Here is a 24,743-nt window from a genome sequence, read left to right as displayed (position 1 = left end):
TTCACGTAAAAAAGCCTCTTTCTAAAAGATAGAAAGAGGCTTTTGTATATACAGTCAAAATGAGCTTCTTTCTTATCTTTCAAGTTACCTTGCTGGAATTGGCACAGTATTCATAACGAATCCGCTGCCGAGGTTTCGTAGGGCCAGTCCCTCCACCTCTCGTGATAAGAATTTTCATAAAATTATATTAAATTATTTTCATTCTAAGTTCATTTCAAATAAAAGTCAAGGAATTCCTATCCGAATTTACCGAATATCTAAAAATCCTTTTAATACACCAATTGTCTCAGGTGCTTGCAGTCTTGCACATATGTACGGGAATTCCGTACTACCTTCAAACATCATTTGAGATGTAAGCGGTGCCCCTGCCCAAAAGATTTCATCATCGATTACGATAAACGGGAATGCTTTATTTTGCCTTTGTAACTTTACATTTTTCAGTGGAACTGGTCCGTCACTATACACTGTTATTTGTGCATTTGTGCGCATTAACGCTTGCCATACTCGTTTATCTACTTGTTTCGTACTTGGAAGCGAAATAATGATTTTTCGTTTTGCTGCTAAAATATCTTTTAATAGCCCTTTCGTTTCCTCAAGATTCATTTCCATAAACCAGCGTAATCGTTTCGATATTTTCCGTTCCCACAATTGTCTTGATGTCGTGCGATCATACACATCTCCGTGGCGTTCTATATGAGCCGTTAATTGTGACAACGCTTGTTTTCTAGAAAGGTTTTTTCGCATATAATGACAATCTGATAATTGAATGAACTTCCCTCTCGCCCTTGTCACAGCAACGTTGACGAGACGATGGTTTTTATGGTCAAAGAATAAAACGCCAGGTCGTTCTTGCGGATAACTATCTACTGTATCAAAAATCATCATATCTCTTTCAGATCCTTGGAACTTATGAACTGTCGCTGCTAAAACAGGTATGTTTTGATATTTCGTTCTCTGCAACATTTCTCTAATACACGTTGATAAAAAGCGAGACTGCGCTCTGTAAGGCGTCACAACACCAATGGATTGCACACCATCTAACAGTCCGATTAACATCATTTGCATCGCTACTAAACCAGACATAATATTAAAACGAGACCCTGAAGCAGCGTCTTTTAACGAAAATGCTCCCATTAAGCTCGTATCAAATAAAACACTCGCCTCATTTGCGAACGGCTGCAATTGCGCAAGTTCTTTACGCTCTGAAACAGACGGATGATCGTATACTCTATTTTTATAAATAAACGAGTTTGTAAACTTAGATATATCCGCATGCATACGTCTTTGTTCCTGCAGCATAAACAGGTTCGGGTGTGCTTCTGATTTATTAACAGACTCAACAATCCCGGCATGGTAAAACATATCTTCCCCAAGCCATTTTCGAACGAGTTCATGGTTCGCCATCGCAATTGGAGGTAACTGTAAAAAATCACCACATACGACGATACGTTTTCCAAGTGAAGCAGCTAATGCAATTTGCGGAACATATGCCATACTTACTTCATCTACAACAACTAAATCAAATGTACGCTCATAAATAAGTGAATCAATGGCACATTTCGATAAAGTTGCGCCGATTACTTTCGCATTTTCAATGTATTCTTTTTCTACTTCTTTAATTTTCGCTTTTTGCTTTCGAAGATCACTTTCAATCTCTTGTATACGCTTCTTATCAGCAGACGTCGCTTTATATGATAAAATCTTTTCACGAAGCTCTTGGCGTGTCTCTTCTAAATAGAGTCTCTCTTCTCCCCAAGATCCGTTCGTCGTTTCAACTAATTTCGATGCAAGTAACGTTTCATGATTTCGTATATGTTCATGTTGACTATAACCGTAACGAACAATTTCACCAGGCGTCCATTTCTTTTTCTTTTCAATTTGCTTCGTTACTTCGCTCATTAATACGTCTACTGCCGCATTACTATGAGCTAATACAAGTACCGATTTTCCTTTTTGATAATGCGCCGAAATAATACGTGATAAGTTGTAAGACTTCCCTGTTCCAGGCGGTCCCCATACGTACGTTGTCGGATTATAAAACGAGCGATACGCCAATTCATTTTTCGGATTTTTCATCTTTTCAATATGTTTCGGACTGCTCGTCCCATCAACAAGACGCTTTATACGATTACGTTTTAGCTTATCTTTACGTGCTTCTTTTAATCGCTCTTGTAGTTGCTCTAACAATTGCCACGGTTCACTATATAAAACCGCTTCTCGTATCTCACCTTGTATATAATCATTTAATTTCAATTCTATTTCTAATCCATGTACAGATAATACTTCTCCGGTCGCTTCCTCACCATCAAACTCAATTCGAATCGGTGAACCTTCCGGTAAGCTTACTTCCGAAATAAGCTGAAATACGTATACTGTACTTTCATAATCTGTATATAAAAAACGACCATTCATGATAGAAATTTTACTACCACCTATCGTTTTCCAATGTTTAATTTCATACGCTAATGCATAATGCCACTCTTTCATCGTTTCCGATAATGAAGGAGTTTGAGTAGGTGTATTCATCGTATAATCTCCTTCCTTCTCCCCAAACATACTTTCTCACTATACCATATAACACGCTAAAATTTGTAAGGTTTTTATCTTGCTTATTTTCTTAATTTTCAATAATATATTGTATATAATTTTCAGAAAGAAGGAATCTACATGCCAGTTAGAAGAATCGAACACGTCGGACTTATGGTTGCAAACTTAGAAACATCTATCGCATTTTATGAAGAAGTAGTTGGCTTACAGCTCATTAAGAGAATGGGACACCCGAATCCAGACTTAAAACTCGCTTTTTTAGGTGTGGAAGAATCAAAAGAGACGATACTCGAATTAATTGAGGGCTATAACTCTTCCCTTCCGGCAGAAGGAAAAGTACATCACATTTGCTTTAAAGTGGATTCATTAGAGGATGAGATCGAAAGACTAAAGAAACAAAAAGTAACCTTTTTACTAGGAGAAGAAATTGAAACATTACCAGATGGAACACGTTACATATTCTTCGCTGGTCCTGACGGAGAATGGATTGAGTTTTTTGAGACGGAGAGATAAAGTAAAACTTTAATCAACCCACAAATAGCGGGGGATCATAACTTTATTATCCACAAAAGGAGTAGAAACTGATGAATACAGTTTTTATTATCGTTTTTTGGGCACTTATACTATTTCCACTTCTTTATATAATCCTCATAAAGAAGTGGAATATAAAAGTAGCTGCTTTATTTGTTGGAAGGATTCTATTAAGCATTGTCTATTTCATAAATGGAATGATGTTAGGACTGCAACGAAATTGGGTAGAACCTCCCCTATGAAACAGAATGGGATTTCTTTATAAAGTCTTTGCAACATGGGAAAACTGATGCACTTATAGAAGTATTTCTTCTAATTATTATCATTACTTTAGATTTAACAGTTATATTTTTTTATAGAAATAAAAAGAAATAGGATATTCTCTCCTATTTCTTTTCTTCATGTTATAAAAATCTTTCCAATAGCTCTAACTTGCACAATGCTTTCCGTTAATATAATACGCTGATTCTGTGAAAACCGTAAATACAACCTCTACTTCTGGAAGTCCAAAATCCATTACATATGTAGTAATGGCCTTGGCAAATCGATCACGAATTTCCTGTCCACGCTCGAACCATTTCACTTCAATAAGAGGAAACGCTTCTATCTCTTCTCCATTGAATACAAACGTAGAACTTGGTAGTTCCAAGGTGAAATTATCCGTACCACACTCACAGATTTCTGCGAGCTCTTCTACTAATGGCTTGCTTATGCTCTTTAATTGTTCAGTAGTAATTCCACGAAACACAACATGCGGCATGTTATTCCCTCCGTTACATAGCTTTATATTTCCTCATATCATAACACAATTTATTTTGCTGCACTAACATCTATTCGTACATTTCAATGACTCCAGAAAACATCGAAGCAGTACGTCGAGTAATTGATGAAAGTAATAGTGGAATCTTACAACATAAAGAACAGTACCTCAAGATTTTGGTTCGTTGGTATGAAGGCGATTTCTCTCAATCCGTTGAGGAGCATAATTTATTATGGGAATTGGATAATAACAGCACTGGTCAAGCATACGAATTAGCGACATCGGAACAAGAAGAAGCATACATTCTAGAACAAGGGAAGTCTGAAAAACAATAATGAGGTATTGTCACATCGGTATTAAACTATCAAATAGAAATGCTCCTATAATTAAAAAAACGCTATTCTTTCTGTAGCATCAATTCAAAAAAAGAAGGGCTTATCCCCTTCTTTTTTGAATTCTGTGTCCCTTATTATTTACTATAACCACGATTCAGTTTCGTTAGCTTTTCATTGATGGCAAAAATTCTTACTCTAATATCTTTAACACCAAATGTTTGAAGTCTGTTTTTGTGCATTTCTGCGTATTTTTCAGCATCTTGTTTTTCTTCAAATACATAGATACCTCCAGCCTCATTCGTTTCTTCATTCTCCGTCCATATTTTCCAATGAAATCCTTCTTCTTCATTAATACTTTTGGCTAAATCCAAAAATGCTTTTTCCATTTCTTCACCATAAGGACCTTCAAATGGAAAATCAACTTGTAATACATATGCCATCTTCACTCACTCCTATGTTCAATATTTTCAATTCGAATGCATACAGTTTAACGGCTGTTTTCATAATTCAATAAAATCTCCCAGATTGCGGTAGATATTTTTAAATATTATTTTGTTTTTTTGACTTGATTATAATAAAAGATGGCCTTCGCGATTCGTTTATTAAATCTGGCATTTTCTCTATCCCTGCCAAAGTTGATTGTGGTTCGATTATTTTATCCAGCGAAAACCCGTGTTCAATTAAAGTATTTATTAATGTGGCAACTGTTCGATGATAAATAACCACACTATCGTCAACAAACCAGTTGTGTACTCTGATTCCTTCTTCTTGATAATTATCTAATGCCCAGTGTGATTTATTACCATCCTCATTTTTTATCCAATGGTTGCTCCCTTTGCGAGCTGTTGCTATTGGGTGTTCGGTTGAAAAGATAAATTCACCACTGCTTTTTAATAGTTCATTAATCTTTTGAATCATTGCCGAGTAATCTTCAATGTAATGTATAGAGAGGGAACTTATAATCAGATCAAACTTTTGATTGGTTAGTCCCATATCCTCCATAGGAAGACACATAAATTCTATGTTATCATCCTGATTTAACTTTTTAGCACGTTCAATCATATTTTTGGATATGTCTACACCTACTACGTTTTTTGCACCATTTTCTATACAATACTTTGAAAAATGACCATCACCGCAACCCAAGTCTAATACCGATTTTCCTTTCAAACACAGAATTAATGATTTGATTGCTGGCTGTTCTATGAAGTCATTAGCGTTTATTCCACTTTCACGCAACGCTGTATAGTTTTTGAAGAAATTCGGATTATCGTAAACATTTTGTTTCACTTACATCACTCCTCTGATAAGTTTTTCATAGATTAAGCTGACTTCTGTTTCCAAATTATCATACTAACCATAAAAATTTTGTCATCCTTTTATTATAGTAATGTTTTTTAGGAAGATATCCCGAACTCAATACTTTCACAATCCTGCCCGTTTGCTGAATAAACTGCTGGAGATACTATACTGTATTAAGAAAATTAACTCTTATTTTAATTTTCAAGAATCTTACATAAAATTAAACTTATATAATGTTAGCTTGATGGGCATAGAGCACCGCCCACATTTTAATTATTTTATGGGCCAAGCAATTCTCAAAAAAGGATAGCATGATTTTAATTATGATTTTGATTTAAACAATGCGTTCTGAGACACTACTCGCCTTCTAAAATAGCGTAATAATATTCATCCCACCATTCATTTCCATGGGGTATACACTTCCTGAAATATCCTTCTCTTTTCATTCCAATTTTCTCCATCAATCGATATGACGGGATATTTTGTGGCTGACATGTAGCTATAATTCTATGTAATTTCATTTCCTTAAACCCATATTTTAATGTAGCTTGTGCTGCTTCAGAAGCATATCCTTTATTGAAATATTTTGGGTTGAATACCCACCCAATCTCATAAGTATGCTCACCAAAATATTTATGAAAAACAATATGACCAATCAGAATATTTTCGTCTACCAGTATCACAGGAAAGTTCTCTGCATTTTCACCCATATTTCTATTTACAAAGTTTCTTGCATCTTCCTCAGTAAAAACCCCTTCGGGTATGTATTTCATAACATTGCTATCTGATGTATACTCATGGACATCTCGCCAATCTTTGAACTCAAAATTTCGTATTAATAATCTTTCTGTTCTTATAAACATTTACTTTTCTCCTCTCAAAAAATCGTTTCTTTATTTCAAATCCACATTCAACCCTTAAACTATCTTACAGATTCATCACAGAAACTACATGAATAATAATTTGATAAATATATCATATAACAAATATTAGCATTCATACATTTCGAAAATTATGTTAATTAAGAGCAAAAGTAGCTTTTAATTAACTATTCTTAATTTCGTTTACTACTAACTTTATTTTAATTAAATAAAATGCTCGATCTGATTTTTTTGCAACTTCTTGTGAATGAGTAACAACAATTACGCATTTTATTGAGTTTAAATTAAAGTCTACTTCTCCCTGATGTTTCCCCTTTTTATTAAGTATTTCAAATCTAACATGTTGTGTATATAATGCATAAAGATTATTGGATTTTGAATCAACATATACGCCCCTTTTATTTAAAAATAAGAAAACCCCATATTCAGTAAAAAATACAGGGTTTTTATAAAGCAGTTTATTTTGTTTACAGTTATACTTAGTTGAAAGAAGTTCGTGAATGAAATATTACTTATCTAATTAAGAAGAATTTAGATTCCAGCCCAAACATCTTTTCCATATCGTCCTTCATCTTGCACACGTTCCAACCAATTCCTTGCTTCTTGTTCACTAACTTCATGAATTTCTTGATAGGCTTCACAAAGGGTATCTTCTACGTCAGGAGCCATTTTACTTCCATCACCACATATATAAAGATGGGCCCCATTATCTAATAACGCAATTAAATGGATTCTATCTTCTTTTATTACATGCTGTACATATGTTTTAGGGTGTCCTTCTAAGCGAGAAAAAGCTGTGTGTAAAGAGATTAATCCCTCTCTTTCATCATTTTCTAATTCTGTACGATAGAGATAATCCTTTTCAGGATGACGACAACCAAAGTATAGATGTGCTTCTCCTACCTTCATACCTTTTTGCTTTTGCACACGACGCGCTTGTAAGAATCCACGGAATGGTGCAATTCCAGTGCCTGGTCCAACCATGATAATTGGTGTTTCTGGATTTTCAGGTAATTGAAAGTTTGATTGTGGCGTTCGAATGAAACAGATAATCTCATCTTTATTATGACGCTGAGCTAAATAATTAGAAGCGACTCCTTCATATGTTCCTTCCCCACTCCATGCAGGCGCATTTACAACACCAACCGTAATGCTCAGACGATCCTGGGCAACAAGTGGAGAACTTGAGATAGAATAGTAACGCGGTTTGAGCGCCGGAAGAAGTTCTAAAAAGCGTTCAAATCGGATTTCACAAGCCTCATACTTTTCAAGAAGATCTAACATTGAAATACGTTTCTTTAATATTTGTTCTTGATAAACTCCCTCTTCCAATAATGATTCCAATTCCTTTTTATGAGGAGGGCATACTGTGAATGTCACCATTTCTCGTATTTGTGCTCGAGTGGCTGCTTCTTGCACTTCGACACTATAACTAAGAAGGTCAAATAAACGAACAGGACTGTCTAAAGGTATGTGATTTACACTCCGTCCACTTGCACTCAGTATGACTTGATCCTTCCCGTTTAATCCAAAGCGTTTTAAAATTCGGTTGACATTTTTCTCACTATTAATTGGCAGCACCCCAAGGTGGTCACCTTCTTTATACGTAGCGCCTTCCGGCAAGGATATCTCAATATGTCGCGTGCTTCTTTCACTGCTAGATGATTGAAGTTCACGATTTTCTAATATAGATGCATAAACTGCTTCATATGTTCGCGCAAGAGGAGATCCTCCAAGACGGCTGACAAATTGAAGACTCAAAGTACTGCGTTCTTTCTCCATGTTTTTGTTAAGTTCCAATCCAAATGCCTTCATCGCATCAGACCACATACTTTGTTTCCATTGCTCGAGCTGTTCCTCGAAATCACCACTTGCATCCGCTTCCCCGCGTGTAGAAAATCTTGTTGCTCCTTTTTGAGCCATTTGCTCATCAATGTATCTTGGAATTCGCTGATAAGTACTAGCCCAATTATGATCTCCACAACCAAAAACTGCGTATTGAACACCTTTTAGCTCATCTGGTTTTAATTCCTCCAACCATTGCACAAACTGTCCTGCATTACTTGGCGGCTTTCCATTATAAGAAGAAGTTACAATAAGAACCGCTCCTTCTTTCGGCAAACTTCCAATTCGATCGTTAAGAGCTGCCACTTCCGTTTGAACACCTTCTAAACTAGCTGTATCTGCTAGTTCTCTTGCAATACCTTCTGCTACCCCTGTATCCGAACCATACAGAACAAGAAGTGAAAGATTATCGGCTCCAATAATGGAAGGAGTCTTCTGAACTTGCTGCTTGGTTTCATGGTTTTTCAGTTTCTCCTCTGTAGGCGCAAGAACAGTAGTATGGCTAATAGTTTGATTTCGAGGTACAATCCTAATTTTAAAATCACCAGGCTTTAGCGTTAATGTTTGTTTTACGTCCAGCTTATAGTCTTCATAATCGATGAATTCAAAATGTTGAAGAAGCATTCCCATTACGAGTGTGGCTTCATGAAGTGCAAACTGCATACCGATACATGCTCTCTGGCCATTTCCAAATGGCTTATAAGCATGGTGAGGAACCTTATCCAGCTCTTCAAATCGTTCAGGTTGGAATTCTTCCACATTGTCTCCCCACGCATCTTTATCCCTATGTAGCTGTGGAATAAGGACAGAAATACGATCTTCTCCTTTTTTAATTGGATATTTCCCACCAATCACTGTATCTTCTTTTGCATAGAGACTGAATGCTGGAGCAGTAGGCCATAGACGTAGCGATTCATTTAAAATCATCCGGATATACTTGAGTTTCATAACCTGTTGATATGTTGGAGTGGGATCTGTTAAAACCCGATCTACTTCTTCATAAGCTTTTTTCAATTTATCTGGATTCTTTAATAAAAAATAGATTGCAAAAGATAACAATCCACTTGTCGTCTCATGCCCAGCTATTAAGAAGGTAATAATTTGGAAACGAATATTTTCATCATCTAATTTTTCACCAGTTTCCGGATCCTGCACATGTAACATACGGGAAAGTAAATCATTTTCTTCCTGATTTCCACTACTTTTACGTTCAGCAATAATATTATCTACTAAAGAAAACATAGATTGAATATCATGCTGAAATTGACGTTTCGTTCTCCACATGAGTTTATCTTCTATATCCAGCCGCTGCAATTGGTGCATCGCCTCATCTAGAGCACGGGTCATGCTAGTGATAAAAGGATGAGAGGTCTCACGATAAAAGCTATTAAATCGATAATTAAAACCACATAGACCAATTGTATCTAATGTAAGGCGAGTCATATCCCCTGGGACATCTACGTTTTCATTCGGATTCAGTCTTGCCCATTTTTGAACGAGTTGCACGGCAATATCGACCATCATAGCATGATAATCTTTCATTGCCCGTTGACTGAATGTAGGCATCAAAATATTATGAGCTTTTTTCCAGTTAGGCTCGTGAGTCTCGCTTGTAAATAGTCCGTCTCCAGCAAAAGCACGAACCTTTGCTAAAGCACCCTCTATACTTTTATCAAATCTTGTTTCATCACAAACTTCCGCTACCAGTTCATGTCCAGAAACGACAATGATCGTATCACTTAAAGTTTGAATTTGAAAAATAGGACCATACTCTTCTGCCAGCTTAATAAACGATAGAGTCGGTTTATCTTTATCAATTAATGGGAGATTCCCTAGCGGTCCATATGTTTTCGGCTGAGGAATGGCAGATACTTTTTTATCCATTACAAACACCCTTTCAAAAAATACTAAAATATCCCATTCAATAAAAAGAAGATAGCAATGAATCACATGGGACAAAAGATATGTAATTGATTACCTTATTTTATCTTTTCCATAACTATTCACGATTATGATATTGCTTATAAGGTTGGTAATCTAAGTCGTTTGTTGCTATTAGATTTATAACTTGCAGAAAAAATACGAAATTAAAATGAAGCGTATTAGTATAATGTTTATCAGAAATTGAAAACTAAAGATTGTAGTATTTGGCAAGCCAATAGTTTCTAATGAAAAAGGATCTGATATGAAGATCAGATCCTTTTTTCACTATGTGTAATTATTTCACTGTTTCTTTCAGTTCTTTTCCCGTTTTAACTATCAGCTTCTTAGTAGCAAAACAACTTGTAGGAATCATTATCTCGAGTTTTATTTTGCTCTACCGATTTAACCTCTCGACAGCTTCCGCACTTGTATCTACACGTTTAACGAAAAAAACTAATAGTAGTGCAACAACATTCATGCCAAGCGCTACATAGAATGAATGCTGAATTCCGGATAACAAAGCCTTCTGCGTTAACATTGCCTTCGTAGCTTCTGTGAAGGTTGTTGGATCTAATTCAGACATTAGACTTTCAGCTTTTGTTTTTGTTACAGAATTCATAATCGTAACAAGAATAGCAGTACCAATTGAACCGGACACTTGTTGAGCTGTATTATTAACAGCTGTACCGTGCGGATTTAAGCGAGTTGGCAATTGATTAAGGCCATTTGTCATAAGTGGCATCATCACCATCGCCATCCCAAACATCCGCAATGTGTAAATAAGGATAATATGTGTGTGACTAGAATCGATTTGCAGATTTGCCAACATATAAGTTGAAACAGCTGTAATGGAAAGTCCTACTATACCAAGAAGCCGAGGGCCATACTTATCAAATAGTTTACCTGTAATGGGTGACATAACTCCCATTATTACCGCACCTGGAAGCATCATCAGCCCAGAGCTCAGCGGCGAAATACCACGGACATTTTGTACATAAGCCGGTGTTAAAATCATCCCCGAAAACATAGCCACCGCATTAACAATTGCAATTACAGACGCAAGTGCAAACATTGGGTACTTGTAAACACGTAAATCCAACAACGGTTCATTCATTTTTAATTGACGGATAATGAAAGCAATTAGGGCAATAGCGCCTATGATTAAGGTTGTTAAAACAACTTTATTCGTCCAACCATCGGAACTTGCAGAACTGAATCCATATAACAAACCGCCAAAGCCGACTGAAGATAATAATAATGAGAGATAATCAAGTTTTGCATTTTTGTTTTGTCTCATAACATTCTCAGATTTCCAAATCCCTAACAGTAAGCTTATGATTGCTAACGGTAAAATCATTTCAAAAAGCAAACGCCAGTCATAATACTCTACAATATAACCTGATAGTGTCGGTCCAATGGCCGGAGCTGTAATCATAACTAACCCAAAAATCCCCATTGCTGTTCCCCTTTTTTCTCTCGGAAAGCTTACTAGCATAATATTCATTAACAAAGGTCCCATCACTGAAGAACCTGCTGCTTGAACCATCCGACCAGTAAGTAATAAACCGAAGTTCGGTGCTACAGCCGCTAAAGCCGTACCAAGAGTAAAAATCACCATAGATGTAATGAATAAGCTCCTATTGGAGAATCGGGTTATTAAAAATGCTGATGCCGGAATTAATATACCACTTACAAGCATATAGCCTGTAGAAAGCCACTGGATCGTTGAATAATCTTGAATTTCTAAATCCTTCATTATTGATGGTAAGGCCACATTTAAAAGCGAGTTATTTAGAAATGAAACAAATGCCCCAATAAAAAGGATTACAAGCATTACATATGGTGGTTTTCTTTTATGTAACGTTTCACTCATATATTTATTTGCCCCTTCATTATCAATTCCATTGATTAATTTAACTCGTTTGCATATTTGCACGAGAATTTATTACCCTTGCAGTATTTTGCCAAACTCTTCGAATGGATATTCTCTTTTTAGCAATTCTACTTACCCAACTTAAGATTTTGAATGAATATGTAAATACGTTTGTTAACTGAAATTACATTAGGCTACAATAAACAAAAGAAGCGACTGAAAATACCCTTCTAAAATAAAGGGAAACTTTAATCAGTGGGGGTTTTGTTCATCCCCCACTGATTATTAGCCCACACCAATCGGACTTTTGCAGGTAGCCCACAACAAATGGCAAGATAAATCAAGAAGACCACACACCCATTCCTTTAAATACAGGCTTGTAAATCTAGTTATGTAACCATCCATAAAAAGGAAGGTTACATAGGCTAAGTCTAACATTACATTTTTAAAGTAAGGGGAATAAGCTTATGCACCAATATTGGTATGTAAATTCAAAGGGAAACGAGGAACAATATAATAACCAAAATTTAATGTCATCATTATATTTACAGCCCCAAATAACTAATGCTTACGAAATGAGTGGTTTGAAGATTTCTGAGAATTGGGGTTATCGCTTCTATCCAATTGGTTGGGATTCACCGGTCAATTATACGGGTTTCAATCCCCAAACCCTTCCTTTCTCTTCAGGTCAGCCAATCCATTATGCAGGGATGATACCCCAAGGACAGCCTGCTAATTGGACTCCATTCCCAGGGCATACAGGTTTTAATTTTCAAAAACCTCCCTTCCCCTGGGCTCAACCTTTCAATCATACAGGAATGTTCGCACAAGGGCATCTTGCAGCTTTACTATCGCCGCCAGCTAAGGCCTTTAAATTTAATACCAATAACGGGGGTATTTTCGGAAACTCTCCAGGATGGGGAGGACAGATAAGTCCCATGGGATGGGGGAATAACGGAGGTTACGGTCAGCCAGGAATGCTTGGAAACTTACTTACAGTAGGAAAAGGCACTATGAATGGAATTGGAATGCTTAGTAGTCTAATGGGTATGGGGAAGTTCTTTTTTTAGTGGATTAGAACGAGAGGATAGGTCCATAGTCCAGACTTAAAAACCAGTTTCTCCATTGATTTCATTTTCTTATACATGCTTCTAATACTCCCTACAAGTTCGTTTCCTCATCTTTCAAATTATAAAAACATCTATTATCTTGTATCTAATAACTTTATAGAGGTGTGGTAGCACTAACAAAACGCAAAAACCCGGTTCCTTTACGAAAGAACCGGGTTTTTAATTTTAATTTATTTGAAAAGTATTCAAATCTTTATAGAATCTTTTTCCTGTTCATCCAAAGTCGACTGAAAATCCGCATGTAATAGCATCTCATTTAACGAAAGAAACTTGTTAATTACATAACGCTATTCTAACTTTCCTTGCGAAGCTTAGCGGATCATCAACGTCTTCAATATTAACGTAAATTAAATTTGGATCATCACATAACCACTCATTGTGTATAGACGAAACGATTATTCCTTGTTTAATAATTGTAGCAACAAATCCAGTGACTTCTTTTTGTAAGAGCGCTACCCGTCCTAGACATAATGCCCGTCCAGTTTTTTGATCTCTTGATTCGAATGAGAAAGAACTTGTTACTCTAAAACGTTTCCCTAAGATTGTTGCCTTTATTTCATCCCGGTTTATCGTTGCCACGCATTTTCCACCGGCAAATCCTTCTTGCCCACCAATAATTCTTGCAATTTGTTGACAAATTAATTCATCATTACACGCCATACCTTTCATCATTCCCCCTTTTACTATTAGGTTATGAATGAATACAAAGGCCTGAAACAGTAATGAATCTATTCTATTATAAAAAAGATACTGGGAATCTTTTAAAGAGCAGAAAAAATACACCCTAAGGTGCCATCCTCCGACTTGAGAATCATATCTATGTATGAAAAAAATTTAGAAAAGGCCAATACAAAAGAGAAAGTTCTAACTGTAATGTATGGAGCGCTTATGATATTAAGAATCCACGTTATATTACTTTCTAATCAGTCTCGTTAAAGCCATCCCAAGAAATCCAACACCCATTCCTATGAGCCATCCAGTTTGGGCATTACCTAACATAGATCCCACTCCTCCGCCCAGAAACATGCAGCCAACGAATACTAATCCTCCAATTCCCCAATTCGGCCGTTCCATAATTCAATCACCCCCCTTCAATAAAGCATATGCTTTTAGCTATCTAAACTTTCTTGCATAGGATGGTTAATTATTTTGCTTAGGTTTAGCACTATCAGGGAATTCAAAAATTCCTCTCTTTATATAAACCAGTCATTTGCCACATTTCTTTTTACATATATTTTTAAAAGAAGGTTTCCATTCTGAGAAATCCTCATAAACAAACGTTATTTTGTTACATATTTCCTCTGCAACTTCATACATATGTTTTATATCATTAGCCGTAAATAATATAGACCCTTTGCGTTGCGTACTATCTACAATAGTTGGTATGGTGTCGCCCTCTTTTACTACTAGATCAATTAATACGATCTCGGATATGTTAGTTAACTCTTTATACTTGATTTCTTTTAAGCAACCTGGTTTTGGAATCAAGCTTAAAGACATAGCTTGATATTTTGAAGGTACACATCTAAATTCATCTATAATCTCAGTAGCTAGCGCATCATAATAGTATCCAAATTGAGATATGCCAGTTGTTAGTTCCACCATCTTCCAGATGTTTCCACCACCTATTCTAACTTGAGACTCTATAATTATTGGCTTATTTTGTTTGTCTAACTTTATTTCTGTATGAGTAATGCCATTTTCCATTTTTATATCGTCTAAAAATAACATTACTTTCTCCATAATGAATTGTTTTTGAGATTCATCTATAGGTGCTGGCATAATCGTATAGTTTATTATAAATGTATCTTCTTTACATACTTCAGCTGATATAGCAAGTATAGAATGTTTTTTGTTATAAGAAACGGTTTCAACCGTATAAACTATATCACCTTCCACATACTCTTCCACTAAAACAGGTAGTTGAATACCATTTTCTTTAATAAACACCCCTACATCATCTCCCGAGTTTAGCTTACATACTCCTTTCCCCCCTGCCCCAATCGGCGGCTTTATTATAACACTATCTTTTTTATTCAAAAATTCATTAATGTCTTCAGTATTATTACAAACTGTCGAATCTATCGAAAAGTCCTTACCTGCTAGAATTTCACGCATCATGTCTTTATTGCGAGTTATCATATTAGCATTGTAAGAAGGTCCTTTAACATTAAAAATCTTTGCAATTATGCAAGCCGTATCTAATGCTGTTTCGTTAAAAGACACAACCACATGAAAGGGTCGCTCTTTAAATAATTCTTCAGCATAGTATATAGACAAGGGTATGTTTGTTGTGTCTAATTCTTTTTTATAGAAACATTTTTCTAAGATAACTCCATCAAAATATATGTGTTTAGCGTAAGAGCCTATATACGAAACAGTATACCCACTGTCTAATGCATCTTGTATAGGTTTTGTCCATCCCCCTATAAATAAAATGTGTGGTCTATTTTCTATGTCAGTTCCTTTTAATACCTTATGCATCATAATCATCCCCTCTAAAATGAACTCGTATATTCAATGTCAGTTCCTTTTGATACGCCTCGTCTTAACAACGCAACTAAACACAATGTTGTTCCGAAACCTCCTATAAATAACGTAGTTTGAAGCCCGAATATAGAAATTAAAAATGCACTAGCAAAACTTCCCAATGCCCAAGCTCCCCAATTAAGCGTGCGCTGTACAGCATTTACTCGGCCCAGCATGTGATTTGGTGAGGCAAGTTGTCTTATAGTTGCAGCGTAAGGGCCAAATACACCTTCTCCCATACCATGTATGATACTTGCGGCTACTATACCGTAAACTGTTCCCATATATCCCATTATCGGTATAAAAGCCAAACCGGTAACTGATACAGTAGCGCTATAAATAAGCATTTTTGTATTATTAATTTGTTGACTCTTTTTCATGAGAACCGTATTACCTATTAAAAACCCTACCGCTGCTGAACCTACAACAAATCCTATTTCAATTTCAGATAGCCCCATTACCTTATAAAGGAATATTACTAAAATGCTATTTAGTATGTATTTAAAAAAACCGTAAACAGCACCACATGTCACAATTGCCTCTAATACAGGGTGTTTTTTGAAATATATCAAACCCTCATATATGTTTTCGTATATGGATTTTAAATTTACGTCTTTTAAAGAACCCTCTGTATGCGGTTTAAACTTTGAAATAAATAATACAAACATAGAACAAACAAAATACGTTACTGCGTCAACAGTAAACGATCCTGTTAATCCTACTAGAGTAATGACGATTCCAGCTAGCATAGGACCAATTACTATAGAAAGAGACTCCGAAAGTGCTAGTTGAGCATTTCCTTTTTTTAAGTTGTCTTTATCTGTTACGATTTCCGGTAAGAAAGAAGGAATGGCAATGTTGTAAAACGTGGTGAATATTCCATTTAAAAACATGATAAACACCAATAAAGGGAACGTTATTATATTTGTTACAGTAAGTATGAATACTGATAAAAACAATATGCCTTGACATATACTACAAATTAGCAAAACATTTTTCCTATGAAAAATGTCTATTAAAGCACCGGCTACTAACCCAAAAATTAGGTAAGGGACGAATATAACCCCACGAAGCATAGCAGCATTTGCTTCACTTGTTTGTAACACCTCTAATGCAAAAAGTGGCAAAGCTACTATTGTAAACTGAGTACCTAACAAACTTATAGACTGTCCTAGCCAAAGCTTGTGAAAATTAAAATGTTTGCTACCTTTCATAATATCCCCCCGTTAAATCCATCTTTATAAATTATCAAGTTTACGATATAAGTCAGAGTAGGCAAAAACTATCTTTCAACTAATGTGTGTACCACATAAAAATTCGAAACCTGCTATACAAGCGAGTTTAGTTTCAAAATGAAAACTTGATGTTTAAAAATTACCTGGCTAATGAAAAGCTCACCTTCCGAAAGATACTTCCGCATTCATTTATAAATCAATTGATATACGGATTGAATTTGCTTGTAAGAATCAGTTTATTAATTAGTTTGTTTCGAATTCATTTTCCGATTGTATGTCACTTTGAATCACCTCCAGCATCAGTATAACCTTGCAGGCACGCTGTTGTACGCATTTTGGAATGTAATAGCAAGATAACGAAGCTACGATGACGAACTGAATGGATTTAACCTTGTTATTGGAGGACACATATATACATGACAATTGATTAAAATACATCAAGCCCTATGTGATAAATTTTTAGATAAACCAAAATAACAAGCAAAAAGCCCCTTCAAATTTGAAGGGGCTTTTTAATATATAGAAATTAACTTAAATTAAAAATAACATCTCTTAAAAGGGGGGCATTTTTTTATTATTCATGTTTATTGAGGAGCCTTCGTTTGAAGTAACTTTAACCCCATCCCAATAAAAATCAGTCCTGTTACTTTATTTAGAATCATTCCTACCTTTTGATTTCCTCTTAATTTTTTGGTGACATAGGAAGAAAAATAAGCAACAAATAAACACCACAATAGTCCAGTTACTGTAAAAGTAATTCCTAAAATGATAAAAGGTATAGAACCTGAAGCCTTTGTATCTATAAACTGCGGCAGAAATGCAATAAAGAATAAAGAGACTTTTGGATTCGTAAGACTTGTTAAGAGTCCTTGTAAATATATCTTTCTTTTGATTTACAACCGATAAAACTGATGGGGTGTACCATTCGTATCACGGAGCCAAAACTCACTATTGAATAAATAAAACCCCAGAAATCCAAAGGTCTCTGGGGGTTCCTTATATATTTAGCTCTTTTTGCTTTTTGTTTTGTTTATGTCTATACAGTAATTTTCGACTTATGAGAGAAATCAGTAATAAGATCAATATTAGTACGAAAAGTTGCATAAATGACAAATCAAAATATTTAGCACCTGTAACGATTAAAAGTGTAGAAATTGTGCCTTTTACAACGAAAAAAATAATAACCCATAATCCGCCTTTTTTCCAGTTCATTTTCTATTACCGATACGATAAACTTAACTAAATCTATACAATTCAATCAAATTTACACGAGTTCGTGCTTCATCGTGTTCTCGCAGCCCCAAAGGGACGAGGGGTATAACACTCCACACGAGGCAGTATCGTTACCTCCTAGTATCAAGCATTTATTTTACCCATCTTGATAAATTTATCGCAGCATTTACATCCCTATCGTGATGGCTATTACATGAAACACAACACCACTCACGTATTTTTAAACTCCACTGCCCTTCTGGTTGAACTGAATGGTCGTATTTTACTCCGCAACATGAACAAATCTTGCTTGAGGCGAACCATTTATCAGCTTTTACATACGCAATGCCATACTTCTCGCACTTGTATGATAAGCATTGAAAGAAGAAGTTTAATTTTTGAAATGAAAATGCTTTCGATAGTTTTTTGTTTTTTAACAGGTTTGAGATAGGTAAGTCTTCCACAACAATCCTCATTGGTTTGGTTTTCACCAATTTAGCTGTCGCTTGATGGATATGGTTATTTCGGATATTTGTAATTTTCCTAGATAACCGCAGGTGCTCAGCTTTCGCTTTTTCATATCCGGCAGACTGAATTTTTACACCTTTTTTAAATCTCCTAGACATACCTCTTTGTGCTAACTTTTTCCTTTTCAAAAGTTTTTTAACCTTGGCATCTTTGTTTATATTTCGTTCTTTCATACCATTAGAAGCTACAAACAGCTCTTTTAAACCAACATCCACACCAATCGACTCATCGGTTAGTTCTTGGGATTCAAAATCTTCTTGGAACCCTACACTAATCCAACAGTGACGACCATCAAAGGTAACTCTTGGATTGGATGGTTTTTTGTTTCTTGGTAGTTGTTGGCTTGTTTTCACTTCTCCAATAGACTGAATATGAACTACTCTCTTTCCTATAATCAGTCTTTCATAATTGGCATAAAATCCTTGAATCAAATCTTTTTTGGATTTATAAGAAGTGTGATAACCATTTTTGTACTTTTTGAACGAATTTTTTCTCGCCGTATCAAAATCTTTTGAAGCCTGTTTAGGAACTTGTGCATTGATGTCTTTTAACCACTCATATTTCTTTCGCTTCTTGATCTTTGTAAATCGTTTCTGTAAAGCTAACTGTGAAACAGATTTTCCAAATAGCTTATAGTATCTATCACTCATTCTTTTACAATAGTTATAAGCAAATCTTGCAGCTCCAGCATGATTTCTAAGCACTTGTTCTTGTTCAGGCGTTGGAATCAGTCTAACTTTCTTCGCCAATATCATCAGAATGTAACTCCTTTAATGAAAGATTTGTTCTTCTGAATCGTAGCGTGTTCCACCAGCATTCTCCCGAGACTACTCGGATGCAAACCTGTTAATTCTGATACTTGACTAACTCGTAAAAATTTCATTATTATTCTTACCTCATTGAACCCATCATAGTACGTACGTTCGGTTCGTTCAATGAGGTTTGATAGATTTAATTAAATGTATCTCGTTCAACTAAGGGCGCAATTCCTTAGCCAGTTCTCTTATGAACTTCTCATATTTTCACATGAGCGCAGACTATATGTTTATCTCTTTAGAGATAGAGGATTTTTCCACCACCATAGGCTTGTGGTGTACTCTCGTCAGTTATACGAGATAGTCGTTGAACGTTCATCTTATCACTTTTGACTTAGATGATTCGATGCGGAAGACCCATTGTTCTAGTGTTTAGGATTTAACCTTGCACCATCTGATTGATTTTTTCTGCTTTCGCGACATTCACGCTCGCTATTTCTAGCCACGTTGTAGTTTAATCAGCTTTAGGGATTGCCCGCAGTTAACCCTCACTACTAGCCAATCACTTGACTAGCAGGGCTTACTGATATATTTAATTAACTTTCGTTATAATTTGTTAAATAAATCGTAACAGTTAGTTACCCTTTCCTATGTTTAAATTCTTAAAAAATTTAGTGATAGTTCTTGAATGTGAGAGCTTAATAGAAATTTATTATATTAATAAAAAAGTAAACTTTTTCACAAAATCCTATCCAATTACATACGACGATTCCATCATAAATGAAAATGATATTCAGTGTCAATTTTATTGATTATTTGTACACCTAGTTTTCCATCTCAATTTCTTCCCACTTTGTTTCTTATAAACAATGAACTCTTGCCTTTAAATAAAAACACCTCCATTGCATTTGCATACTTAGTATGCGAATGCAAGAGGTGTTTTTCATATATTTTCTGCTTTGTTTATTCGTATAAGTTTTTAATACATAGCTATTTTCTAGTACACAATAACTGGATCATACGTGTTCAAACTATCATATACAGTTTTGGCAACGTTAGGAAGAAGGTTCACACAACCGCCTGATCCTCCTGTTAAATAAGCATTACTTCCCCAGTCTTTTCGCCAGCCGGCATCGTGGAATCCTTGACCGCTATTTGTGAATGGAACCCAGTAATCTACTTTCACTGCATAATCAGCTTTCCCTACTGCGCTACCTCTTAGCGTATATGGTGTTCGTTTGTATAGAACGTACCACACACCTGGTGATGTATCTTCACCTGTGCTATGTTTACCCGTTACTACGTTTGTTGTGACGACTAATTTCCCATCTTTGTAAATCCAAATTTGTTGATCTGCAATGGAAACTTCTGCATATGTGTCTCCGATACCATTATTCGATGTTGTTTTATAACCGATCCCTTCCTTCTCCCAACCATTTCCGTGAATATTAGAAGCAGAAAGTGATTTCTCACCTTTCTCAAAGGCTTGCCCAACTTGTTTTGTCTCTTTTTCCACATCTAGTGCCCAGCCGTACCCTTGACCTTTTACTGATATAACCGAACCAGAATGTGTTTTAAAAGCGAAGTCTTTATGTAATGTAGATTTAGCCTTATTAATTTCAGCAATCTTATTCTTAATTTCGCTCGCATCGATTGTCACTTTCATATCCTTTGACATAGAGGCATTTTGAATTAAATCTTTTGCTTTTAATGAATACACTTCATTTTGCACTTTATAATCAACAGACTGCGTAAGAAGATTCTGTAATGCTTTCTCTTCTTTTTTAATAATCGGATCGTTTTCTTTAATAGGCTGTATGTATGCAGATTTTAAATGAATTTCGCTTTTATGCTTCTGCTTGTCGTAATCTTTTAGTAAACTCGTAACGTCGTACTGTTTTCCATCAACGCTCTTCGAAATAACAATTTTTCCTTGTTCAAGCTTTGCCATAGCATCTTGAGGTGCTTTTAATTTTTCATTCATGGAAACAAGCTTTTCTTCTACAAGTTTTTTCATCGTTTCACTACGATACTGCTCTGCCTTTTCTGGTAGCAATGAATACTCTTTTTCCTTTGAAGAAGGGAAAAATGTCCACTGGCTTTTTAATAGTTTTTTAACTTGCGGCAAATCTTTTTCCGTCAGTTCCGTTTTTGTCTCTTTTTCATCTAAAATTTGTTGTTGATCAATATAAACTTTGTTCGCTAGTCCAGATGTTTTTAATTTCTGTATTGCCTCATCAGCGCTCATACCACCGACTTTTGTATCATTAATCGTAACATTTGAATTGAAGTGAGTTGCCTGATAATAGCTCATTCCTCCAAGGAGAAGTGCAAGTACACCGCCACCTGCTGCGATAAGCTTCCAATTTGTAAAACGTTTTTTGGATCTTACCCGTTTTTTCTCAACTTGTTCAACAGATTCATTTACTGTATTGTTGTTCATCAATCTTTCCCCCGTATACATTAACGTCAATTGATTTTAAACCAAAACCATTGATTAGTGTACCTTATTTTTCCTGAAATTTCATTGTTTTTAACTAGGTTTTATCTCATTTAATCTATTAAAGTTAGATTTTTTAATACAAAGATATATAAAGATAGTAAATAACGCGAAAAAGGACCACATCAATCGAGTTATTATGGGACCCATCGCATTTTGAAGGATGATACTCTATAAACATTTTAACCTAGTAAAGTAATTTTTAGAAGGTCCAAGTTAGAGACAGGCAGCATAGAATATCTCTTATTTATGAAAAATATCCACAAAAAATGACCTACATGTAGACTCTTTTTTGTGAATATTTTAATGCCGCATATTTTATTAATTTAAATGCGAACCGTGCTTCCTGCTTGTCACCAGGTTTCACAACCTCTAATCTGCCTAACTAATTTCACCTTATGATATCTTTATCATCAACAATTTCAAGTTTCTTGAAAACTATTATATATGTTTATACCACGCTTTATTGATACGTTTAACCTTTACAGGTGTTGAATTTTTAGACTCATCCTTTGTTGTAACCCTATTACTAGAACACCCTGCAATAGTGAGACAGCATGTAGCCAATAACGCTAATAATATTAATTTCTTCAAATAGCCACTCCTATATAAGGGAAATATTATATTAAGAAAACTAAACATAACATCGAATCTTTATAAAAACAATATATTTCCTAGTTTTATTATCCGTTGGCAGATTAAAGCACACCTTAAGGAGCATGGATCCAATGTCTAATTTCCATTTTATCCGATTCTCAATGTTTATTCCAACATAAAAAGATAGCTATTATTGTTGAAAACTAATTATCTCTCAAAATGAAAAATATGAACTGAATCCCTATAATCCAATATAGTTTACTCAGCTAACTTTTCCCCTGTAACAATCCGAAACAAAGTAGCTGCATTTTTTTCTTCTAATTGAGCGTACCGATTACCACCCAAGATGATTTCCACTGTATCCTTATTAGAACTTATCCAAATTTGATACAACACAGCTTTCGCCTCTATTTTCGGATTTTTAAATTGAAAAATAAAATGATAATCAGCTGGACGAGACATTTGCACTTTTTTATTTTCAAAAGTAGTATCCTTTAATATTTTCTTTACTTGCATCACTTCATTATTATCTGTCACTACCTTAAAATCTTCATATTCATTATCACCAATATCTTTTTGCACTTCAATTCTTTGCTCTTCATTTCCTAGTATATTTCAACAGCCAGTTACTATTAATATACAGATAATAATAAAAACTAAAGACACATTTCTATCCTTCATATTCATCTACCTCATTTCATAACAATCCAGATTATTGTAAAATAAAGGTAATTAATTTATGGTTAAAAATATAAATAATATAAGGAAAGGAGTATGATCCATGCAGTTAAAAACATACACTTGGAAAAGCTATACGTTTCTCTTTGCAAGTATATTCGTTACGATTAATCTCTTTCTTTTCACACCTATTTTAGACAGGGTTGGAGTAGAATATGTTGTGCCTTTCGCTTACTTCATATTAGCTTCCGCTGTTATAGCAATCCTATTAGCGGTAATATCTTTTTGTAGTCGAAATGAAAGGAAAATTTTAGCGATTATCGGTTTATGTTTTACTCTATTTAATACAGCAATTATTTTATTCTTCCTTTGGTTCGGTTACCATTTCACTTAAGTGAAATATAAATAAACTCCATAAGCTACAAATAAAATTAATAAAATAAAAATACCGAGTATCGTGTATATCATCCATTTTAAGTTTGAACTCATATACTCCCCCTTCTGGCCTCCTAATAATTCCAGTATATAACAAAAAGCATTGGATACCCAATGCTTTTTCACACTTACGCGAATAAAGATGTATTCGCATATAAAGCTGGTGAACCACCTGAATGTACGAATAAAATGTTGTCTTCTTTATTAAATGTACCTTTTCTAATTAAGTCGATTAATCCCGCTACTGCTTTACCTGTGTATACTGGATCAAGTAAAATACCTTCAGTTTTTGCTAACAGCTGCACTGCTTCCACCATTTCTGGCGTTGGTAACGCGTAACCTGGCCCTACATATTCATCAAAGCATGTAACAGCTTCGCGCGGGATAAAGTTTGGAATACCAACGTGAGCTGAAGTTTCATCTACAAGTTTTGCTACTTTCTCTTCTTGCTCTGCTTTTCCTCTACTTACGTTAATTCCGATTACTGGGATGTTACTTTGTGTTCCAGCAAAACCTGTAATTAAACCAGCGTGCATGCCGCCGCTACCGCTTACGCAAATGACTGAACTGAAATCAATTCCTTGATCAAATGATTGCGCCATAATTTCTTGCGCACAAGCAACGTATCCCATTGCGCCAGTAGGATTTGATCCACCAACTGGAATGACATATGGTGTATTCCCTTTTTCACTTACTTCTTTCGCAACCTTATGCATCTCTTCCATAAGATCTGCTCCGTTTCGTACAACAATGACATTTTCAGCACCTAGTAAATGATATAAGAAATAGTTTCCATTAAAGTCTGGCTTCTCTTCTGGCTCAAGCCCTTCTTCTAATACAAGAATACATTTCATTTTCTCTTTCACCGCAGCTGCAAGTGTCAGACGGCAATGATTGGACTGAATACCACCAGCTGTAATTAACGTATCTGCACCCTTTGCCTGTGCATCCGCAACTAGAAACTCTAACTTTCTCGTCTTATTACCACCAGCTGTTAAACCAAGTAAATCATCTCGTTTAAAATAAATAGTCGGCCCACCAAGTACTTCAGAAAAATTGTTTAATTTTTCAATTGGTGTATATGACTCTGTATATTTTTTTCTCGGGAATTTAGCTAAATTCATAAATAACGCTCCTTTTATACTTC

General features: G+C 35.3%; 19 protein-coding genes, 5 pseudogenes and 1 riboswitch. Of the genes and pseudogenes, 5 read left to right on the top strand and 19 right to left on the bottom strand.

Going from position 1 to position 24,743, the window contains the following annotated elements; all coding sequences use genetic code 11:
* Positions 1-69: 69 nt before the first annotated feature.
* Positions 70-171, bottom strand: a riboswitch (SAM riboswitch).
* Between the two features lie 75 nt (positions 172-246).
* A complete protein-coding gene (locus FH036_RS01565; RefSeq protein WP_044793094.1) occupies positions 247-2,556 on the bottom strand; it encodes an AAA domain-containing protein in 2,310 nt (769 codons plus the stop codon).
* A 111-nt stretch (positions 2,557-2,667) separates the two neighbouring features.
* Here FH036_RS01565 and FH036_RS01560 point away from each other — a divergent pair, with 111 nt between their 5' ends.
* Entirely contained in the window at positions 2,668-3,060 is a 393-nt protein-coding gene (locus FH036_RS01560; RefSeq protein ID WP_001145274.1) for a VOC family protein, read from the top strand.
* 71 nt (positions 3,061-3,131) lie between these two features.
* A pseudogene (locus tag FH036_RS01555) lies at positions 3,132-3,453 on the top strand (hypothetical protein).
* A gap of 52 nt (positions 3,454-3,505) precedes the next feature.
* Here the strand turns inward: FH036_RS01555 and FH036_RS01550 are convergent.
* Positions 3,506-3,838, bottom strand: coding sequence for a DUF1904 family protein (locus FH036_RS01550; protein WP_001120973.1), 333 nt, complete (start codon positions 3,836-3,838; stop codon positions 3,506-3,508).
* A 77-nt stretch (positions 3,839-3,915) separates the two neighbouring features.
* Here FH036_RS01550 and FH036_RS01545 point away from each other — a divergent pair.
* Positions 3,916-4,173: pseudogene (locus FH036_RS01545) on the top strand (DUF6241 domain-containing protein); the annotation flags it as partial.
* Between the two features lie 134 nt (positions 4,174-4,307).
* Here FH036_RS01545 and FH036_RS01540 read toward each other — a convergent pair.
* From FH036_RS01540 to FH036_RS01515, 6 genes and pseudogenes are all read right to left on the bottom strand, one after another.
* Positions 4,308-4,613 carry a monooxygenase gene (locus FH036_RS01540; RefSeq protein ID WP_044793097.1) on the bottom strand — a complete coding sequence of 102 codons (306 nt, stop codon included), beginning with the start codon at positions 4,611-4,613 and terminating at the stop codon, positions 4,308-4,310.
* Between the two features lie 100 nt (positions 4,614-4,713).
* Complete coding sequence (locus FH036_RS01535) at positions 4,714-5,463, bottom strand: class I SAM-dependent methyltransferase (protein ID WP_000812695.1); 750 nt, start codon at positions 5,461-5,463, stop codon at positions 4,714-4,716.
* Between the two features lie 368 nt (positions 5,464-5,831).
* Positions 5,832-6,338 (bottom strand): GNAT family N-acetyltransferase, encoded by a 507-nt coding sequence (locus FH036_RS01530; protein ID WP_000470667.1) that lies wholly within the window; start codon positions 6,336-6,338, stop codon positions 5,832-5,834.
* 181 nt (positions 6,339-6,519) lie between these two features.
* A pseudogene (locus tag FH036_RS01525) lies at positions 6,520-6,627 on the bottom strand (ABC transporter ATP-binding protein); the annotation flags it as partial.
* A gap of 260 nt (positions 6,628-6,887) precedes the next feature.
* Positions 6,888-10,085: a bifunctional P-450/NADPH--P450 reductase gene (gene cypD, locus FH036_RS01520; RefSeq protein WP_044793098.1), complete on the bottom strand. Its 3,198-nt coding sequence runs from the start codon at positions 10,083-10,085 to the stop codon at positions 6,888-6,890.
* 433 nt (positions 10,086-10,518) lie between these two features.
* Positions 10,519-11,997: a DHA2 family efflux MFS transporter permease subunit gene (locus FH036_RS01515; protein WP_139895203.1), complete on the bottom strand. Its 1,479-nt coding sequence runs from the start codon at positions 11,995-11,997 to the stop codon at positions 10,519-10,521.
* Between the two features lie 467 nt (positions 11,998-12,464).
* Here FH036_RS01515 and FH036_RS01510 point away from each other — a divergent pair, with 467 nt between their 5' ends.
* The gene (locus tag FH036_RS01510; RefSeq protein WP_138321630.1) at positions 12,465-13,067 is read left to right on the top strand and encodes a hypothetical protein; all 603 of its coding nucleotides are present in this window, start codon (positions 12,465-12,467) and stop codon (positions 13,065-13,067) included.
* Between the two features lie 333 nt (positions 13,068-13,400).
* On the opposite strand, the gene FH036_RS01505 is transcribed toward FH036_RS01510, so the two are convergent.
* The 10 genes and pseudogenes from FH036_RS01505 to FH036_RS01465 form a co-directional block, all read right to left on the bottom strand.
* Positions 13,401-13,799: a DUF1259 domain-containing protein gene (locus FH036_RS01505; protein ID WP_139895202.1), complete on the bottom strand. Its 399-nt coding sequence runs from the start codon at positions 13,797-13,799 to the stop codon at positions 13,401-13,403.
* Between the two features lie 240 nt (positions 13,800-14,039).
* A complete protein-coding gene (locus FH036_RS26955; RefSeq protein ID WP_033691926.1) occupies positions 14,040-14,201 on the bottom strand; it encodes a hypothetical protein in 162 nt (53 codons plus the stop codon).
* 132 nt (positions 14,202-14,333) lie between these two features.
* Positions 14,334-15,620 carry an ATP-grasp domain-containing protein gene (locus FH036_RS01500; RefSeq protein ID WP_176398070.1) on the bottom strand — a complete coding sequence of 429 codons (1,287 nt, stop codon included), beginning with the start codon at positions 15,618-15,620 and terminating at the stop codon, positions 14,334-14,336.
* A gap of 5 nt (positions 15,621-15,625) precedes the next feature.
* Complete coding sequence (locus tag FH036_RS01495; RefSeq protein ID WP_139895200.1) at positions 15,626-16,870, bottom strand: MFS transporter; 1,245 nt, start codon at positions 16,868-16,870, stop codon at positions 15,626-15,628.
* Positions 16,871-17,475: 605 nt separating this feature from the next.
* Positions 17,476-17,778: pseudogene (locus FH036_RS01490) on the bottom strand (LysE family translocator); the annotation flags it as partial.
* A gap of 109 nt (positions 17,779-17,887) precedes the next feature.
* Entirely contained in the window at positions 17,888-18,103 is a 216-nt protein-coding gene (locus tag FH036_RS01485) for a hypothetical protein (protein WP_001104100.1), read from the bottom strand.
* Between the two features lie 152 nt (positions 18,104-18,255).
* Positions 18,256-19,386, bottom strand: a complete 1,131-nt coding sequence (locus FH036_RS01480; RefSeq protein ID WP_139895199.1) for an RNA-guided endonuclease InsQ/TnpB family protein — start codon at positions 19,384-19,386, stop codon at positions 18,256-18,258.
* Positions 19,386-19,514 carry a hypothetical protein gene (locus FH036_RS27320; RefSeq protein ID WP_257469480.1) on the bottom strand — a complete coding sequence of 43 codons (129 nt, stop codon included), beginning with the start codon at positions 19,512-19,514 and terminating at the stop codon, positions 19,386-19,388. The genes FH036_RS01480 and FH036_RS27320 overlap by 1 nt, the downstream gene beginning before the upstream one ends.
* A gap of 869 nt (positions 19,515-20,383) precedes the next feature.
* Complete coding sequence (locus tag FH036_RS01475; RefSeq protein ID WP_001064115.1) at positions 20,384-21,829, bottom strand: L,D-transpeptidase family protein; 1,446 nt, start codon at positions 21,827-21,829, stop codon at positions 20,384-20,386.
* Positions 21,830-22,741: 912 nt separating this feature from the next.
* Positions 22,742-23,164 (bottom strand): annotated as a pseudogene (locus FH036_RS01465) (YhfM domain-containing protein).
* A gap of 100 nt (positions 23,165-23,264) precedes the next feature.
* On the opposite strand from FH036_RS01465, the gene FH036_RS01460 reads away from it, so the two are divergent.
* Entirely contained in the window at positions 23,265-23,555 is a 291-nt protein-coding gene (locus FH036_RS01460) for a hypothetical protein (protein ID WP_001176308.1), read from the top strand.
* Positions 23,556-23,724: 169 nt separating this feature from the next.
* On the opposite strand, the gene cuyA is transcribed toward FH036_RS01460, so the two are convergent.
* On the bottom strand, positions 23,725-24,720 hold the full coding sequence (gene cuyA, locus FH036_RS01455; protein WP_001046626.1) for a D-cysteate sulfo-lyase: 996 nt from the start codon (positions 24,718-24,720) through the stop codon (positions 23,725-23,727).
* Between the last annotated feature and the right edge of the window lie 23 nt (positions 24,721-24,743).

The organism is Bacillus sp. CD3-5 (assembly GCF_006349665.1).
GTDB classification, from domain to species: Bacteria; Bacillota; Bacilli; order Bacillales; family Bacillaceae_G; genus Bacillus_A; species Bacillus_A paranthracis.
Note: the sequence above shows the minus strand (reverse complement) of the source record. Positions and strands in the feature narration are given on the sequence as shown.

Bases quoted from the DNA above. Each gene is read 5' to 3' on its own strand.
- FH036_RS01565 (WP_044793094.1), bottom strand. From the start codon at position 2,556: ATGTTTGGGGAGAAGGAAGGAGATTATACGATGAATACACCTACTCAA.
- FH036_RS01560 (WP_001145274.1), top strand. From the start codon at position 2,668: ATGCCAGTTAGAAGAATCGAACACGTCGGACTTATGGTTGCAAACTTA.
- FH036_RS01550 (WP_001120973.1), bottom strand. From the start codon at position 3,838: ATGCCGCATGTTGTGTTTCGTGGAATTACTACTGAACAATTAAAGAGC.
- FH036_RS01540 (WP_044793097.1), bottom strand. From the start codon at position 4,613: ATGGCATATGTATTACAAGTTGATTTTCCATTTGAAGGTCCTTATGGT.
- FH036_RS01530 (WP_000470667.1), bottom strand. From the start codon at position 6,338: ATGTTTATAAGAACAGAAAGATTATTAATACGAAATTTTGAGTTCAAA.
- cypD (WP_044793098.1), bottom strand. From the start codon at position 10,085: ATGGATAAAAAAGTATCTGCCATTCCTCAGCCGAAAACATATGGACCG.
- FH036_RS01515 (WP_139895203.1), bottom strand. From the start codon at position 11,997: ATGAGTGAAACGTTACATAAAAGAAAACCACCATATGTAATGCTTGTA.
- FH036_RS01510 (WP_138321630.1), top strand. From the start codon at position 12,465: ATGCACCAATATTGGTATGTAAATTCAAAGGGAAACGAGGAACAATAT.
- FH036_RS01505 (WP_139895202.1), bottom strand. From the start codon at position 13,799: ATGATGAAAGGTATGGCGTGTAATGATGAATTAATTTGTCAACAAATT.
- FH036_RS26955 (WP_033691926.1), bottom strand. From the start codon at position 14,201: ATGGAACGGCCGAATTGGGGAATTGGAGGATTAGTATTCGTTGGCTGC.
- FH036_RS01500 (WP_176398070.1), bottom strand. From the start codon at position 15,620: ATGATTATGATGCATAAGGTATTAAAAGGAACTGACATAGAAAATAGA.
- FH036_RS01495 (WP_139895200.1), bottom strand. From the start codon at position 16,870: ATGAAAGGTAGCAAACATTTTAATTTTCACAAGCTTTGGCTAGGACAG.
- FH036_RS01485 (WP_001104100.1), bottom strand. From the start codon at position 18,103: ATGAACTGGAAAAAAGGCGGATTATGGGTTATTATTTTTTTCGTTGTA.
- FH036_RS01480 (WP_139895199.1), bottom strand. From the start codon at position 19,386: ATGATATTGGCGAAGAAAGTTAGACTGATTCCAACGCCTGAACAAGAA.
- FH036_RS27320 (WP_257469480.1), bottom strand. From the start codon at position 19,514: ATGAAATTTTTACGAGTTAGTCAAGTATCAGAATTAACAGGTTTGCAT.
- FH036_RS01475 (WP_001064115.1), bottom strand. From the start codon at position 21,829: ATGAACAACAATACAGTAAATGAATCTGTTGAACAAGTTGAGAAAAAA.
- FH036_RS01460 (WP_001176308.1), top strand. From the start codon at position 23,265: ATGCAGTTAAAAACATACACTTGGAAAAGCTATACGTTTCTCTTTGCA.
- cuyA (WP_001046626.1), bottom strand. From the start codon at position 24,720: ATGAATTTAGCTAAATTCCCGAGAAAAAAATATACAGAGTCATATACA.